Origin of the sequence: Clostridium sp. FS41 (assembly GCF_000954015.1) — a bacterium.
GTDB classification, from domain to species: domain Bacteria; phylum Bacillota; class Clostridia; order Lachnospirales; family Lachnospiraceae; genus Enterocloster; species Enterocloster citroniae.
Genome location: NZ_JYHN01000090.1, coordinates 95,458 through 112,441, shown reverse-complemented (window position 1 = coordinate 112,441; position 16,984 = coordinate 95,458). Strand labels below are relative to the sequence as shown.

16 protein-coding genes are annotated in these 16,984 nt (G+C 49.7%); 3 read left to right on the top strand and 13 right to left on the bottom strand.

What is annotated here, in order from left to right:
• Positions 1-305 precede the first annotated feature (305 nt).
• From CLFS41_RS27205 to CLFS41_RS27155, 12 genes are all read right to left on the bottom strand, one after another.
• Positions 306-1,151: a tyrosine-type recombinase/integrase gene (locus CLFS41_RS27205; protein WP_007862209.1), complete on the bottom strand. Its 846-nt coding sequence runs from the start codon at positions 1,149-1,151 to the stop codon at positions 306-308.
• Positions 1,152-1,424: 273 nt separating this feature from the next.
• Positions 1,425-2,918, bottom strand: coding sequence for a coproporphyrinogen dehydrogenase HemZ (hemZ, locus tag CLFS41_RS27200; protein WP_045094143.1), 1,494 nt, complete (start codon positions 2,916-2,918; stop codon positions 1,425-1,427).
• A 16-nt stretch (positions 2,919-2,934) separates the two neighbouring features.
• The gene (locus CLFS41_RS27195) at positions 2,935-3,576 is read right to left on the bottom strand and encodes an MBL fold metallo-hydrolase (protein ID WP_045094142.1); all 642 of its coding nucleotides are present in this window, start codon (positions 3,574-3,576) and stop codon (positions 2,935-2,937) included.
• Positions 3,577-3,675: 99 nt separating this feature from the next.
• Positions 3,676-5,961, bottom strand: a complete 2,286-nt coding sequence (locus CLFS41_RS27190; protein WP_045094141.1) for a bifunctional (p)ppGpp synthetase/guanosine-3',5'-bis(diphosphate) 3'-pyrophosphohydrolase — start codon at positions 5,959-5,961, stop codon at positions 3,676-3,678.
• Positions 5,962-6,056: 95 nt separating this feature from the next.
• Positions 6,057-8,015: a GGDEF domain-containing protein gene (locus tag CLFS41_RS27185; RefSeq protein WP_045094140.1), complete on the bottom strand. Its 1,959-nt coding sequence runs from the start codon at positions 8,013-8,015 to the stop codon at positions 6,057-6,059.
• Between the two features lie 42 nt (positions 8,016-8,057).
• On the bottom strand, positions 8,058-9,500 hold the full coding sequence (locus CLFS41_RS27180) for an extracellular solute-binding protein (protein ID WP_007862215.1): 1,443 nt from the start codon (positions 9,498-9,500) through the stop codon (positions 8,058-8,060).
• A 92-nt stretch (positions 9,501-9,592) separates the two neighbouring features.
• Positions 9,593-9,757, bottom strand: a complete 165-nt coding sequence (locus CLFS41_RS30215; protein WP_157140289.1) for a hypothetical protein — start codon at positions 9,755-9,757, stop codon at positions 9,593-9,595.
• Between the two features lie 11 nt (positions 9,758-9,768).
• Positions 9,769-9,957 (bottom strand): hypothetical protein, encoded by a 189-nt coding sequence (locus tag CLFS41_RS27175; protein ID WP_045094139.1) that lies wholly within the window; start codon positions 9,955-9,957, stop codon positions 9,769-9,771.
• Positions 9,954-10,748, bottom strand: coding sequence for an aldolase/citrate lyase family protein (locus tag CLFS41_RS27170; protein ID WP_007862220.1), 795 nt, complete (start codon positions 10,746-10,748; stop codon positions 9,954-9,956). Before CLFS41_RS27170 ends, CLFS41_RS27175 begins: the two co-directional genes overlap by 4 nt.
• A 36-nt stretch (positions 10,749-10,784) precedes the next feature.
• Complete coding sequence (locus CLFS41_RS27165; protein ID WP_007862221.1) at positions 10,785-11,951, bottom strand: UxaA family hydrolase; 1,167 nt, start codon at positions 11,949-11,951, stop codon at positions 10,785-10,787.
• Between the two features lie 17 nt (positions 11,952-11,968).
• Complete coding sequence (locus CLFS41_RS27160; protein WP_007862223.1) at positions 11,969-12,247, bottom strand: UxaA family hydrolase; 279 nt, start codon at positions 12,245-12,247, stop codon at positions 11,969-11,971.
• A 54-nt stretch (positions 12,248-12,301) separates the two neighbouring features.
• Positions 12,302-13,276, bottom strand: coding sequence for a 2-keto-3-deoxygluconate permease (locus CLFS41_RS27155; RefSeq protein WP_007862225.1), 975 nt, complete (start codon positions 13,274-13,276; stop codon positions 12,302-12,304).
• Between the two features lie 307 nt (positions 13,277-13,583).
• On the opposite strand from CLFS41_RS27155, the gene CLFS41_RS27150 reads away from it, so the two are divergent.
• On the top strand, positions 13,584-14,357 hold the full coding sequence (locus tag CLFS41_RS27150; protein WP_007862227.1) for an IclR family transcriptional regulator: 774 nt from the start codon (positions 13,584-13,586) through the stop codon (positions 14,355-14,357).
• A gap of 104 nt (positions 14,358-14,461) precedes the next feature.
• Here CLFS41_RS27150 and CLFS41_RS27145 read toward each other — a convergent pair whose 3' ends face one another.
• Positions 14,462-14,986: an adenine phosphoribosyltransferase gene (locus CLFS41_RS27145; RefSeq protein WP_045094138.1), complete on the bottom strand. Its 525-nt coding sequence runs from the start codon at positions 14,984-14,986 to the stop codon at positions 14,462-14,464.
• Between the two features lie 275 nt (positions 14,987-15,261).
• On the opposite strand from CLFS41_RS27145, the gene CLFS41_RS27140 reads away from it, so the two are divergent.
• Together CLFS41_RS27140 and fsa are read left to right on the top strand one after the other, a co-directional pair.
• Positions 15,262-16,011, top strand: coding sequence for a DeoR/GlpR family DNA-binding transcription regulator (locus CLFS41_RS27140; protein WP_007862229.1), 750 nt, complete (start codon positions 15,262-15,264; stop codon positions 16,009-16,011).
• A 216-nt stretch (positions 16,012-16,227) separates the two neighbouring features.
• On the top strand, positions 16,228-16,881 hold the full coding sequence (fsa, locus tag CLFS41_RS27135) for a fructose-6-phosphate aldolase (RefSeq protein WP_007862230.1): 654 nt from the start codon (positions 16,228-16,230) through the stop codon (positions 16,879-16,881).
• Positions 16,882-16,984 lie beyond the last annotated feature (103 nt).

Sequence of the window (16,984 nt, the reverse complement as noted above, 5' to 3'; positions counted from 1 at the left end):
ACATAATACATATTATGTCGTATTTTTTATCACCTTTTGGCCCCGGCCCTTTCCACATAACGCTGCCCATACCATGTATTTTGTATGGTGTTGCATGGCATTGGGCAAGCATTACATGGTTCTACGCGGTTCTGCAGGGTTCTGCAGGGAGATCCCAAGAGGAGTCTGGATGGTTCCCTTAAAAAAATATTGCCTGCTCACGGTTTTGTGATATAATAAATTCATGGAAACCAGCTTATTGTTACAGATAATACGCTGTTTTTATGTATTTGTAAAACATAATATGTATTATGTCGTTTTATCCATCAAATGATCATTTTCATTTTCTTCATCACTGCTTCCTGTTCTTCCCCGGTAGAAACCGTATAAATGCGTGTGGTCTCAACATTGGAATGCCCCAGTATATCTGCCAGGTGTACCAGATCCTTATCGATCCCATAATAGGTGTAGGCAAACAAATGCCTTAAATTGTGGGGAAATACCTTCTGTCTGGGAATCCCTGCCTTGGTACAAAGCTTCTTCATCTCCGACCATATATTGCTTCTGTTCATCTGCATTCCTCCTGAGGTCACAAATACAGGGCCTGACGACAAATTCCGTTCCCTGCAATACTCCAAAAGCAGGCGGCGCAGCTCCTTTATGATAAAGATCGTCCGGCATTTTCCTTTATTGTATATTTCCACCCGGCCGGTATACAGTGACTCTACCGTGATAAAAGAAAGCTCGCTTACGCGTATTCCCGTATTTCCTATGGTCTCCATGATCATGGCCAGCCGTTTGTTCTCACTGCTCCAGGCCGCCTTGATCAGCCTTTTGTATTCCTCCTTTGTAAGTTTGCGGTCCTCGCTGCCCATCAGCTGTCTCTGTACCTTAAACAGACCCACTCTGCAATCGTCCCAGCCCTTAAAATGAAAAAAGCAGTTCAGCGCGGCCAGCATGGAATTGGCGCTGGTTATTTTATATGTCTCCTGCAAATGTCTCTTATAGCCTATTACCACTTCCTTTGTAACGCATTGGCTGGCGCCGGCATAGCCCATAAAGGCAGCGACATCCCTGCAGTACTTATCAATGGTCCTCACAGATCGCTCCCTGTCACGAAGATAATTTTTAAACTCCGTCAGGTCACTTCTTGCAATTACATTTCCCTCCATATAATTCCTCCTATTCATAATTTGTAATTACATATTTTATACTTATCTTGTCCAAAATTGAATAGATAACACCAAATCATCGCAAATTGGAGGCTGATATCTCAAACTGATACCTCAGGCCATTACCTCAGACCATTATCCTGAAAAAAACAAAAAGGCACTCCCCATACGGGAAGTACCTCCTCAGTCATCAAAATTTTTTTCAGTTTAAATCCACCCATGGATCTCTCGCAAAGCAGGGCCACACAGGCGGAATTTCTCATCTGTTCCGGACTATCTGGATGTAAAAGGATCCAGGATCCGTTCCTTCCGCTCTATCATCTCATCAATCCTGCTTATATACTGCTCCACTTCCTTCACGTTCTCACACCGTTCCCGCCTGTTCTCCGAGGGGAATACCACCTTTGTGGTGGTGCCGGCGCCGCAGGCAACAATGGTCTGCATCTCCTCCATGATAAGGATATTGTATATGCATGCCTTCCCGGGAAGGGAGTAGCCCACGTTCTCAAAATTGCCGGCCATGTTCTTCTGGCGGTAAAGGTAATACGGTTCCATACCCATCTCCCTGGCACAGGCGGCGCTTAGATCGATCATCTCAGGCGTGTTGCTGATCTTCAGGCCCTCATACTGTTCTTTGAACATGTGAAGACGGGCTGCCCGCTTAATGGCCAGGGAATGGACCGTCAGGGAGTCCGGAGCCAGCTTCCTGACTTCCTCCAGGGTGTAGCGCACATCATCCAGGTCCTCCTCAGGAAGGCCCATGATCAGATCCATATTAATATTGTCAAATCCCAGCTCCCTGGCCATGATGAACCGCTCTTTCACCATTTCCACGGAATGGCGGCGTCCGATCAGCTCCAGCGTCTTCTGGTTCATGGTCTGGGGATTGATGGAGATACGGGTAATGCCGTGATCCCGCAGTACCTTCAGCTTTTCCTCCGTAATACTGTCGGGGCGCCCTGCTTCCACTGTAAATTCCAGGGCATGTTCCTTATCAAACAGCTGCTCAAGTTTACATAATATTGCATCTATATCCTCTGCCGGAAGGGCTGTAGGGGTGCCTCCCCCAAAATAGATGGTATCCAGGGGCCTGCCCTGCATTTTCTTTGCCGTGTACTCCAGTTCCTTAAACAGGGCTTCCAGATAAAGACCAGTACGCCCTGTCCACTTGCTGATGGGGAATGAGGTGAAGGAACAGTACAGACAGGTGGTGGGACAGAAAGGGATTCCCACGTACAGACTGTACCCCCGATCGTAGTCAAGGGGTTCCAACAGCTTTTTTTCCCTGGCAGCGATCTCAATACTTAGGTCGATCTTCTCATCACTGGCCATATAAGTCTCCTTCATAAAGGAGCGGATATCCTGTTCCCTCCAGCCCTCCTCCAGCCTTGTAAGGGCGATCTTAGTGGGACGGATACCGGTCAGGGATCCCCAGGGAAGTTCTTTTTTCGTGCGCTCCACCAGCATCTGGTAAAACATCTTTTTCACCACATTTTTAGTGACCAGATGATCGGACAGGTCCGATGTCCCGGTACGGCTCATGACCGGTTTCCAGGTGATATCCCCGCTGCCGTCACTGCCAGCTTCCTTTTCTCCATCCTTTTCCCATATGATGACGGAGATCGTCCCATCCCCCAGCGCTGTCTCCACATAAAATTCCAGATCATCCTTTAATTCATGGGCATATAGTTCCCCCGGATAAAAGGACATCAGAAGTTCTCTGATGTCCTGTTCATATGCGTTATCCTGTATTAATAATCCAATCATATCAGTCCTGCTTTCGTTATCTGTAAAATGCAATGGGATTGTTCTTTTTCTCATACCCAATGGTGGTGGTGTCCCCATGCCCCGGATATGCCATGGTATCATCCGGCAGCGCAAAGACCTTATCCAGAAGGGAGGACACCATCTGGCTGCTGCTTCCTGTAGGCAGATCCGTCCGCCCATAGGATTCGCAAAACAGGGTGTCACCTGAAAACACCACTTCTTCCTCCGGCACATAATAGCACACAGAGCCAGTGGTATGGCCCGGAGTCTCGATCACCTTCCACCGGAAACCGATGAGTTCCAGCTCATCCCCATCCTTAAGGAGCACGTCTGCATGGAAACTGGTCTGCTTTCCCGCCCATCCCCCTGAAAGGTTCAGGCCGGAATCGGACAGCATTGCGTCCTCTGTCTCAGAGGCGTAAATCTTAATATGAAATGAACGGCGCACATCCTCCGCAGCCATGATATGGTCAAAATGCCCATGGGTCAGAAGAATGGCTTCCGGGGTGATCCCCAGCTCATTACATTTGTTCAGGATAAACTGGGCATTATCCGCCGGGTCCACGATCACGGCTTTTTTGGTGCCCTCATTGTAAACCAGGTAGCAATTGGTGCTCACTGCTCCCAGCACACATGTCTTAACCCGCATATCACTCATATCCTTACCCCTCTCCTCCTGGCTTCAATCTGCCTAGCTTCCATCCGCCTCGGCGAATTGGCACCGGCTCCCCGGGCCGGATGAATATTCATCCACACCCTAGCCCGTGGTCCTCTCAATATCCAGAACGCCCTCGATCTGGCGTATCTTGTCTGTAAGCCTGTTCAATTCCTCGGTACCGTGTATATCAAATGTCATGATAATGGTTGCCTTACCTTGTTTGCTGGTCCTCACATTCATGGAAGTAATGTCGATCTGCTTCTCGGTAAACACCTTGGAAATGTCCGCAAACATACCGATCCTGTTGTTGGCAAAGATCTTGATCTCAGTGGAATACTGCTCATTGCAGGTAGCCCCTTCCGCCCCCTGCCACTCAGCATCAATCAGCCGGCCCCGCTCATCCTCAGGCAGGTTGATGATATTGATGCAGTCCGTGCGGTGGATAGACACGCCCCGTCCCCTGGTGACAAAACCCACGATCTCATCCCCGGGCACGGGATTACAGCACTTGGAAAAACGCACGGCCAAGTCATGGATCCCCTTGACCACGATGCCGCTTTTGGACTTTCGCACCGTGGCCTCGCCGGACCTTCCAGCCGTGTCCGCGATCCCCTTAAGCACATCCTCATCCGTGATCTCGCGTTTGATCTTCTTTTCCCGTTCCTCCATCATCTTGTTGATGACCTGGCCCTCTTTCATGCCGCCATGTCCAATGGATGCCAGAACGGATTCCCAGTCCTTAAATGCATACCGATTCATTACCTTTTCCATGAATTCCGGTTTGCTGATATCCGACCAGTTAATACCCTTTGTCTTACAATAACGCTCAATGGCGTCCCGGCCCCTGACAATGTTATCTTCCTTCATCTGGTTCTTAAACCACTGGTTGATCTTGTTCTTGGCCTGGGTGCTCTTAACAATGTTCAGCCAGTCACGGCTGGGTCCCTTGGAATTCTGGGACGTGATGATTTCCAGCTGGTCGCCGTTCTGGATCACATATTCAATGGGTACCAGCTTTCCGTTCACCCTGGCTCCCACCATCTTATTCCCCACTGCACTATGTATACAGTATGCAAAATCGATGGGGGTGGAGCCGCTGGGAAGTGTCTTCACATCACCTGACGGGGTAAAGCAGTACACGCTGTCTGAGAACAGATCCAGATCTCCCTTGACCATGCTCAGAAACTCCTTGGAGTCGTCCGTATCCCGCTGCCACTCCAGGATCTGGCGCAGCCAGCTGAGCTTTGCCTCCTCGCTGCCGGCCTGCACCTGTCCGCTGCCGCTCTCCTTGTACTTCCAGTGCGCTGCAATACCGTACTCCGCAGTCCTGTGCATCTCATAGGTGCGGATCTGTATCTCAAAGGGCTGCCCGTTGCCCCCGATCAGGGTGGTGTGCAGCGATTGGTACATATTCTGCTTGGGCATGGCTATATAGTCTTTAAAACGGCCCGGTATGGGCTTATACATTTCGTGGATCACGCCAAGGGCCGCGTAACAGTCCTTCACTGTCTCCACCATGATCCTCACTGCAAACAGATCATATATCTGATCCAGAGTTTTATTCTGGTTCACCATCTTCTTATAAATACTAAAGAAATGCTTGACCCTTCCGCCTACCGTGGCTTCCACGCCAGCTTCCTTCATATGGCTCTTTACTTCATCCACAATCTCCTGTACAAAGGTCTCCCTGGCATCCTTGCGCAGGTCCACCTTCTCCACCAGATCATAATACACCTCCGGCTTAAGGAACTTAAGTGACAGGTCATCCAGCTCAATCTTAATCTTGGAAATACCCAGACGGTCGGCAATGGGGGCATAGATCTCCATGGTCTCCCTGGCCTTTTCCTTCTGCTTTTCCGGCTTCCAGTACTGTCCGGTGCGCATATTGTGCAGCCGGTCGGCCAGTTTGATTATAATCACACGGATATCCTTAGCCATGGCCAGGAACATCTTGCGCAGATTATCTGCCTGGATCTCCACCTTGTCCTTGTCCCAGTTCAGCTGTGTCAGCTTTGTAACGCCGTCCACCAAAAATGAAACCTCTGAACCAAACTCCTTGGTCAGCTGATCCAGGGTCATGATCGTATCCTCAACCACATCATGAAGAAGCCCGGCAGCAATGGTTTCTTTGTCCATCTCCAGGTCGGCCAGTATAATGGCCACGCAAAGCGGATGGATGATATAAGGTTCGCCTGACTTGCGCCTCTGTTCCTTATGGGCTTCGTCTGCAATCTTATATGCCTTTTGAATCATTGTTATATCATCGGACGGGTGGTATTTACGGATGGTTTTGATCAGATCCAGGTACAGCTCCTCAGGACTTGTAAAGTCAGCCGGAGCTTCCAATTCGATATCCAGTTTTTCTTTTGTTCCCTCATTTGCCATATCTGCGGTCACCTTTTCCTATGGATAGTCAAAATACATTATAATTTTTTTTATGCAAAAAAGCAAGGGGAGTATAGAAAAAAGCTTGACGGGGCCTATGCCGGCCCCGCCTCATCTGACTTGTCATATATCGCTATACCGTTTTTCTCACCATGTTTTACCCGGTACATGGCGCGGTCGGCACGGTTTAGCAGGCCGTCCATGCTCTCCGTCTCCCTCTGGGCATAGGCAAGCCCAATGGAAGCGTTGATCCTGTGGTCCGTACCGTCAGGAAGCCTCAGGGAAGGCCGGCCCGCGTATCCATCCCGCACTTTCTGCTCAATGACATCCCTGTTGTCATATCCGTAGAAAAACAGTACGAACTCGTCACCGGACAGACGGACCGCAATACACTGCTCCCCCTGGGTCATGGAGGTCAAAAGATCGGCCATGGCCTTCAGGTAACGGTCTCCCATCTCGTGGCCAAAGTTGTCATTGATATACTTTAAATTGTCCAGGTCACAGAATACCAGGGCATTTACCCGGTTTGCATTTTCATCCAGTATCTTCTGTCCTTCCTTTTTCAGGTAGGAGGAATTATAAAGTCCGGTAAGCTGATCGTGCTGGGAAATGTTCCTGAGACGCACGATCTCATTATAGGCATCTGTCTTATCGATTACCAGGCCAAATACGCCGTGCTCCTCCCTGCGCTGGCGGATGGTCACAGCCCGCCTGTCACCGTAAATGTCAGTAAAGGCATACCCGTCCTCCAGTTCCTCGATCTGTTCCAAGCCGCCGAGAATGCGGCTCCACTTGTCATAGTCTATCTCATTCACCGGCTCCCTGCTGTCCGCCGGGATGCCCAAAAGGATCCTGACAGAAGGGCTTACCTTGACCCTTCCCCCTTTCTCCTGGTATTCAAAGCTGCCCACATTATCCCCTGCTGATTCCATGGTAAAGGAATACCTGGAATAACTCTGCTCCAGTTTATCAGCCATGTCGTTCAGGGCCTGATGGATCCTGTCAATCTCCACAATACCGCTTTCCCTGAAATGGACCTCCTCCGGCTTCTGGCAGGCGATATCCTCCTGAAGCCGCTGTATGGGCTTAAGCACCATATATATGGCAATATAGGAAAAAATAATGGCTATAAAAATGGACAGAAGGTACACGCCCGCCACCATGAGAATGGTGGACTGGGACAGGGCTGTCAGCTCCGAATGGTGGCACACGGCAGCCACATAGACAGCCCCGCCGTACATATACCCGTAGGTCTGAAGGGCACTGCGCACGCCGTCATAGCCAACTCCATTATTGGTCAGGGATATATACCCTGTCTTTTCTTCAAGATCGTATCCGGTCCCTTCAAAGGTCTGATCCAGGCTGAAGCGGACCGACTCATCCGACAGCAGCAGCATGGTCATCCCCTGATAGGGCGGATTATCCAGTTTAAGGCAGGAATCCAGCATGTCGCTGCTGATCTCCAGACCCATGATCCTTCTGCCCCTGCTGGACTCCTGGCTCAGCACATAGTACAGGCGCTCGCTGGTAAAAAACCAGGTGCCGCCATTTCCTTTATTTTCCCAGAACTGCTCCACCATCCCCCACTCCTGATCCGTGAGTTTTGGGCGCCAGTCCTTGGAAAGGGCAATGGGATAACTGCTCTGGGTACGGCCGATGGTACAGCTGATATCCCCATAGGTGGATGAATAGATGTCCGGCTCCCCGTCATGCAGGACCAGGGCTTCCCTGCCGTCCAGGTCAATGTAGAAAATACCGTCCGATGAGGACGCATGGTTCAGGTTATCCACAAGCCTGTTCTGGATCTCTACCTCGTCCGTCATCTTGGCCAGCTCCTTCTCCATGGTGTTTGCCAGAAGAAGCACATTATTCATGTAACTGGATAAAAGGGAATTCTTTTCAGCCACCTGGGACTCCATAACCTTATAAGGACGGTTGGCTGTACCGGAGAACGTCCCGGTTATCACCAAACCGATCCCAAATATGATGCTTTGCAGCAGGATCGCCATAAGGATGGCATTCCTCACCCTGTTGCTTAACAAACGTTTTTTCATAGGACGAATCTCCATTCCGACAGGCAACCGCATTACCGGATATTACTGGCCAAAAATTTCCCTCACCTGTTCATAGAACAGTTCAGCTTTTCCATCGTAATCCATGGACTCTGCGGCTTCCTCCGGGGTCATTCCCCCGTTTACAAGATCCAGAAACTCCTGGCGCCCCTGGCTGAGCGCAATGCTCAGGCAGTCGTTCAGCTCCGTCCTCACATCATAGGAATTCTCAAAATCAAAACCATATACCATCTGGTAAGTATTGCTCTGTTCAAGTCCCGCCTCAAGACCCTTTAAAACCTTAGGACTTTCCACCAGGTCCTTCTGTTCCTGGGTGATAGGCTCATCACTGACCGGCATATAAGACATGGATGAGGCCAGTTCAAACCCCCTGTCCACTGTCAGCCAGCGGATAAAATCCATGCTGGCCCTGTTCTCTTCCCCGCTCCGGTTAAAGACAACCACACCGGCTCCCTGCTGGATGGCGGTTTCCCTGCAGCCGGACAGTACCGGATATTTATATACTCCCATCTCAATGGGCACCATGTCTTCATTGGCATCCGCCACCTCATCCGGGAAATAGAGCACGCTGGAAGAGGAGCCAATGTATCCCGCAAGTATGGACTGCTTCAGGTCATCGCTCCTGTACTTGCCGCTGGCCCCGTAATACCCCTTGGTAAACGGTATATAGTAGTTGAGGAACAGGCGCTTGACATACTCCTCTTCCAGGTCTATGACCAGTTTTCCCTCCTGGTCGTAGTGGTAAATGTCGGAACCCATGGCATGGTTCATGGCAATAAAATAATTGGCAAGGTTATCCAGTCCGATAAAGGGGCTTCCGTCTCCTTCCTGGTCAGGGGTCATGTCATCGGTCCATTTGTAATATCCCTCCGCCATCTCCTCCAGGCTGTCCCAGTCGGCCATGCCTGAAACAGAATATTGGGGATTGGCCTCTAAAAATTCATCCAGACGGGTCTGGTTCATGAGCAGCAGCTCCGTGGACTTTGCCAGGGGAAGGATATAAAGACGGTCCCCGATATATCCCTCTTCCAGGTATGCCTGGTTATACCGGGCCAGTTCATCCTCTGTAAGATATTCTCCCACATCCACCAGCTTTTCATTGTTATTATGCACCACGCCCACTACCATATCCCTGTAAGCCAGGGACATGTTAGCCATCTCCACATCATTGGTGGAGCCGTTGAGCACCAGATCTATCTTGTTGGTCAAGTCTCCGATAGAGCCCTGGCTGTATGCCTCCACGGTCACATGGCGTTTTGCTCCTTCCGTATCATTGTATTCCTGTATCAGCTGGTCCAGATACTTCTTCTGGGCATCATTATAATAATGCCAGAATACCAGCTTCATATTCTCCTCCTGGACAGCCGGCTCACGATCCGCTGCCGTTTCCTTTGAACATGCCCCCAGCACCATGGAAATTGATAATGCACATGCCGCCGCTATGAATACAGCCCTCTTTTGTCCCATTCGGCATACTCCTTTACCGTTTCGTCATTATAATAATATTACTATTGTACTACGGACAGATACTTTGTTCAAGGAATTATCCGGGCTTTTTTTCACCCCTTGGGCACGAAAAAAAACCTTCGGTCCGCCTTGGAGGTCAGTGCCCGGACCCGCCATACATGCCCGGTATAATCCCGCCGGGAGGGGGAGTTATCAAAGGACAGCCGGGAGCTGACCAGCATTTTACTGGCAGCTCCCGGCTGTTTCTTATGTGACACTTAGTATTCTTCTAACGGGCAAGGTTGAGGATACGTACCACATCTTCCTTTCCAAGCTTTTCCAGACCTCCAACCGGTCCGTCCATGGTGCATTTAGCTGCCAGTTCCTCCAACCGGCCTTCGTCTGCATTTTCCTCTGAAAGGGTGGTTGGCAGACCTGCTTCACGTACGTATTTTATCCAGGCCGGAAATGTCCTCATAACCTTACAGCCTTACGGACTTCATCCGCCATCTTATTCAGGGCTCTGAAATAAACCGTGGAATCCAGCTGTATGGTAACGCTGTTATACCCCAGTGCATACCTCTGGGCAGCTGTTGTCTCATCATCCACATATATGATCCCGAATTTTCCTGCTGCCTTTACCGCCCTAATGATCCTTTTAATGGCTTCTAAAAACCTTGGACTGTCAAATTCCGCCGGGATCCCCATGGACGCGCTCAGATCATAGGGACCCACAAAAATTCCGTCAATCCCATCCAGCGCCATGATCTCCTCGATCTGATCCAGGCATCCCACTGTCTCGCACTGGGGTATCAGGAGTTCTTTCTCATTGCACTCCTCAAACCAGGCCTTTGTACCCTGGTCCGTCTCATGGCCCAGGCCGTATTTTACAGAACGGCTCACAGCCACGCCACGGTCTCCTACAGGAAAATATTTTCCGTATTCCACAATCTTTTTTGCTTCCTCCAGGGACTGCACATGGGGAATGATGATCCCCTTTGCGCCAATATCCAGCAATTTTAGAATGGAAGCCCTCCCACTGTCCCTGCTCCTGGCAAAGGGGGTTACCTTCCCCCCGCTGACGCCCTCCGCGGCACGGATCACATCCCCTGCGCTTTCGATATCATAGGGACCGTGTTCGCAGTCGATAATAAAGTAATCCAGCTCAGTCTGGCCGATCACTTCCCCCACCGCTGCATGGCCCATCTCAAAAAAGGTCCCCACCGTAAGTTCCCCGGCCCTTGTTTTTTCCAAAAATCTGTTTATCATATCCTGTACCCTTCTTTCATTGCTCCAATCACATATTTATAAGTAATTACATGCCCGCATAATGGCAATCTCTTTAAAGCCAAGGCTTTCGGATTTGGTCAGCTTGCCGTTTGCCACATTTAACATCTCCTCAAACAGTTCTATGGAAAGCTCCTCAATGGTTGCTGTTCCGGATAATACGCCGCTGGCGTCAAAGTCAATATTGTCCTCCATATTGGCAAAGGTGAATTTATTGCCCGTAAGGCGGTATACGGGGGCAATGGGATTTCCTGTGGGAGTTCCCATGCCGGTTGTAAACAGGACCATCTGACATCCTCCGGCTGCCAGTCCCGCCACGGAAGCAGCGTCATTTCCAGGCGTGTCCATGATCACAAGGCCCTTTTGTGTGGGTTCCTGGGCATAGTCGATCACTTCCATAATGGTGCTGTGGCCGCCCTTGTGGATACAGCCCAGAGTCTTCTCCTCAATAGTGGTGATGCCGCTGCGCTTATTACCCTCACAGGGCTGCCCTCCCCGCATGTCCTCACCAACGATCCGGATGCTCTCCTCATAGCGGTTGATGATCTCATAGATCCTGTTTTTCACCGTCTCGTCCTTTGCACGGGCTGCCAGGATATGCTCTGCGCCGATCAGCTCCGTGGTTTCGCAGAGAACAGACACTGCCCGGCGCTCTGCCAGCATATCGCTGACCCCGCCCACCACCGGGTTGGCCGCCAGTCCGGAGGTGGGATCAGACCCGCCGCAGTTTGTCCCGATGCGCAGCGCTGAGATGGGGGCTTCCTCCCTGGTCAGCATGGAGGCCTCGATCACAAATTCACGCGCGTAGCGGACCGCCTTTTCCATGGTTTTGATGGTTCCGCCCTCTTTCTGGATGATCAGGGTTTTCATGGGCTTATTGGTCAGCTTTTCAATGGCCTCCACCACAATATCCATCTGCGCCACCTCACATCCCAGAGAAATGACTACCGTGGCGTAGATGTTGGGATTTGCCGCAAATCCAGCCAGCACGTCCAACGTATACTTAAAATCCTTCTCTGTCTGGGAACACCCATTCTGATTGTTAAAGGATACGGTTCCCGGAACCGCATCACTTACCATACGGCACACATCCGATGCGCAGATGCTGGCCGGCAGGATCAGTACATTGTTCCTGATCCCCACTCTGCCGTCCGGCCTTTTATATCCGTAAAATGTATCTTTCATGATCTTTCTCCTCCTGCTTATAAGTCTTCCCGTTCACTGTCCAGGTTCTGTACATGCACATGTTCGCCCAGCTTAATATCCTGGGTCGCAACTCCCAATTTCTCGCCGTACTTGAGAATATGGTCCCCCCTTTTGATATCGCGCACCGCCACCTTGTGATAGACCGGAACTTCGCTGAGAGATACCACACTGCGTTCCTCATCACCATACCGGTATGTAACCTTGTCCCCCACATGGATGGCCTCCAGTACCACGGCCACATCATCGTTTTTTTCAACAATTAACGCATTATACATGTCTTTTCTCCTCTCATTTATCTGTCTCCTGTTTACCCCTGTCTGTCTCCTATTTTACCATACTTCACCGGCATGTCCATTCACCGGATTCTTGGGACTTCCAAACCGCTTGATCCAGGCGCTGGTTGCAATGGGGATCACAATGGCCGTTACCACCACCGCCGCCGCAATCTGCGTGGTTGCCTCGGCCACATAGGGCTGCCAGGCCGGATCAATAAGCGCGACCGCTGCCGGGGTGGCAATGGAATTGCCTGCAATGGTGGAAACCGCCAGCCCGGCATAACCGCTGCGTTTGGAAATCTTACGGTCGCAGAATACGGTAAATGGACCGGCGATACACATGGCAAGGAGCCCTAGGATGATACCGGGAAGCCCGCCCTTTACAATATTCATCAGATTAATGGATCCGCCCAATGTCAATCCCACAAAAGGAACCATCAAACCCACAAGAGGTGCAAAAAACTTGTTGCAGTCCTCATCCAGATTGCCCAGGATCATGCCCACCACCAGGGGAACCAGCACGGCCACCAGCGACATCAGGGGAATGTTTGCCAGACCGGAAGCTCCCAAGGCAACCAGGGTCAGGAAGGGGCCATCGTTAAAGGTCAGCATACTTACTGCGGCACAGTCTGTTTTGTCACCATAGGTTGTCATAAGGGCCGTGTAAACACTGCCGTTACTGTTTGTGATAGCGCTGATCAATGCCAATGCTGTCAGTCCAAACAGTCCCTTGTCGCCAAATATGGCATTGATGGTCAAGCCGATCACCACGCCCGCCAAAAACTTGGACAGGAGCAGTACGCCTCCTCTTTTTAAAACCTGGGGCATATCCCTGAATTTTAACATGGTGCCAATGCCAAGCAGCTGCACTCCCATAAACGAAGCCGCACCGGCATTGGAAAATGTGGCTGTAGTAAACGACCCGATCTGCAAAACCCGGGGGCAAAAGGTGTTGATTAAAATTCCCATAAAGAGAGGGACTATCATCAGTCCTGCTGGAATCTTATTGATGGTTTTCATAATTTTCATTTTATGCCTTCTCCTTTTTACCATTGTTTCTTATTGACGTATATACGTTATATAGAATCTATTTAGGACCTATATTGATGATAGCACACCCTGATTTTTTTGTAAATATACCAAATAAAAATCTACAGATCAGATAATTTTTTGTATTTTATCTATTCATATTAACTTATATACGTTATCCAGCTTTATATAAGTTAATATGGTCCATGTAATGATTTCATTTAAAACTTCATCTTGTAAAAGATAGCGTATATGCGTTATAATTGAGAAGAAATAATAGAAAACATATTGCGAAAGGGAGCCTGCCATGAACATACATAATGCCGTTAACCGCGCTTTAGAGGTTTTAGAATACCTCGCTTCCAGGAAACAGCCTGCCACGCTTACAGAAATCTGCCAGCATCTGGATGCGCCCAAGACAAGCATGAATCCCATTATATACACCCTGCTTGCCAGGAAATTTATTATATACGATCCCGCATCCCACACCTATGCCCTTGGATCCGCCCTGTACAAAATCGGAAACGAATACCTGGAAAAATTTGATATCCTGAAATATGTCCGCCGGGTCATGGATGACATTGTTTCCATCTGTTCCGAAACCTGCTACTTTGCAACCCTGGACGGTCCCAATGTCAACTATCTGTTAAAAGCGGATTCCACTGAGAAAATACGGATGGTGTCCTCCATCGGAACCACATTTCCTGCCTATGCCACGGCCCTTGGCAAATGTATGCTGATCCAGTATTCCATTGATGAGATAGAGCAGCTGTATCCCGAAGGCTTAAAGCCCCTGACGCCTAAGACCATAACAAACTTTAATGTATTGATGAAAGAGCTGTCAGATGTAAAACACAAGGGATTTGCCTGTGACGATGAGGAAAGCTACCTGGATGTGCAGTGCCGGGCGGTTCCCATCTGCCGGAATGGGGCGGTGATCGCGTCTTTGAGTATCAGCACCCCGGCCTTCCGTTTCACCAGCCGGAAGGAAGAACTGATCTTAAAGACACTTCTTCAAAAGAAAAGCGTCATTGAACAGACCTTAAATGACAGTCAGGTGGATCTGTCCGTTCTTTTATAAACTATTGGCCCGGGCGGCAGCAAAAAAACGGCACACGAAAAAAGCCTTCCCACTTAAACGGGAAAGGCTTTTTAGATTATCTGCAGATATCCGCATACACTGATCTATTTTCCTTCATATATAATAGCGGAATCCACATCATAACCTTTCAGGTGCTCCCGCCCGTTCAGTCCGGCAAGTTCCATTACAAAGCAGATCTTCACAACCACGCCCCCCAGCTGTTCGATCAGCTTTATGATCGCCTCAGTGGTGCCTCCCGTGGCTATAAGGTCATCCACGATCACCACTCTCTGGCCAGGCTTGATGGCATCCTTGTGGATCTCGATGGTGGCGGTTCCGTACTCCAGTTCATAATCCATGGAAATGGTCTCGCAGGGAAGCTTACCCTGTTTGCGCACAGGCACAAAGCTCTTATGCTGTGCATAAGCTACCGGTACCCCGAAGATAAATCCCCTGGACTCCGGCCCAATTACCACATCATAGTCCAGGTCCTCCACCATATGGATCAGGCTGTCCACTGCCAGATGCAGCCCATCCGCATCCTGAAGGATACTGGTCACATCCCTGAAAATGATTCCCGGCTCCGGAAAATCCGGTATGCTTCTCACATAATCTTCCAATTTCTTCATCTTATTACCTCTTTTCTATCTCTGCCTTTTACTTACCCTCAGCGGACAAGGGGACCCACGGTTTTGCCCTGGTCCTTTTACCACTACATTATACTTGTTTCCCAGAATACTGTAAACCCCTGCAATGCAAACTCCATCGCAGGTTCCAGGCTGTTTTCAATGCCTGTTTTATGAGATTGTCTATTGAAGGTTGCGGCTGTTTTCAGTATAATAGTACTGGAAACAGCTTTTTTTTGCGCATTTCTGCAATATTTTGCTGGAAAGGAATAGATAATATGTTAAAAGAAGAACGTCAAGCATTGATACTAAACAAGCTCCACTCCTCCGGCAAGGTGGTGGTCAGCCGTCTGGCCGTGGAGCTGGGTGTATCCGAGGATACCATCCGCAGGGACCTGCTGGATCTGGATCAGAAGGGACAGGTAAAGCGCGTATTTGGAGGCGCCATCCCCATGGAGCGTCCGGTGATCAATTTCTTTGACCGGGAGACCACGGACATTGAGCTGAAGCAGCGTCTGGTGTCAAAAGCCCTGGGCTTTCTGGAGCAGGACCAGCTGGTGGCCATTGACGGCAGCAGCACCAACCTCCAGTTTGCCAAGAACATCCCCAACGGCCTGAAACTAACCGTGCTCACCAACAGCTACTCCATTGCTCATGCCTGTTCCATGAAAGAGCAGGTGAATGTGATCGTCCTGGGCGGGAATCTCCTGAAGGAATCCATGACCAATGTGGGCGAAACAGCTGCCAGCCAGGCGTCCCTCTACCATCCGGACCTGTGTTTTATGGGTGTGTACGCCATCCATCCCGAGTACGGCATGACCATTCCTTACCCGGATGAGGTCAGCATCAAGCGCCAGCTGATCGAGACATCCAGGCGCGTGATCGCCCTGGTCAATCCCATTAAGCTGAACACCGTATCCAGATACCATGTGTGCGGGATCGAAGCCTTCACCACCTTGATCACGGACAATGATGTCTCGGGGGAGATGGCTGTGGATTATAAGAATAAGGGATTGGACTTTATATAGATATAACGCATCTGTTTGCCGAACTTTGCGTTATTTCTGCGTTTTTCAAAGTGTTATTTTCTATTTTTCCGTTTCTCTTCTGTTAAAATCGCATATTAACGCATTTTTTTGCAATATTTTGCTTGACATTGTGGGTATATGCGATATAATACACTTAGAAAATATAAAGGTGAGGGCAGGAAAACCTGTCCGGGATCATTCAGGAGGGTATTTACTATGAAATTTTTTGTTGACACAGCCAATGTAGAAGACATCAAAAAAGCCAATGATATGGGCATTATCTGCGGCGTTACCACCAATCCGTCCCTGATCGCAAAAGAGGGCAGGGATTTCGCAGAGGTCATCAAAGAGATCACCTCGATCGTGGACGGCCCCATCAGCGGCGAGGTTAAGGCTACCACAGTTGACGCAGAAGGCATGATCAAAGAAGGACGGGAGATCGCTGCCATCCATCCCAACATGGTTGTTAAGATCCCCATGACCATTGAAGGATTAAAGGCTGTCAAGGTTCTGAACGCTGAGGGCATAAAGACCAATGTGACCCTGGTATTTACCGCTGCACAGGCCCTGCTGGCTGCAAGGGCAGGCGCTTCCTACGTATCTCCTTTCCTGGGACGTCTGGATGACATTTCCATGCCTGGTATTGACCTGATTTATGATATCACTGAGATCTTCCAGATGCACAACATTGAGACAGAGATCATTGCTGCCAGCGTCCGCAATCCTATTCATGTGATCGACTGCGCAAAGGCAGGGGCTGACATTGCAACGGTTCCTTACAGCGTACTGGCTCAGATGACCAAGCATCCTCTGACCGACCAGGGCATTGCCAAGTTCCAGGCTGACTATAAGGCAGTGTTTGGAGAGTAAGCAGAAGATATAATCAAATTAAAATGTTACAAAACCGGGGACGCCGTACAATCTGGCATCCCCGGTTTTATATTCCCGGTTTTATACTCCCGGTTTTATACTC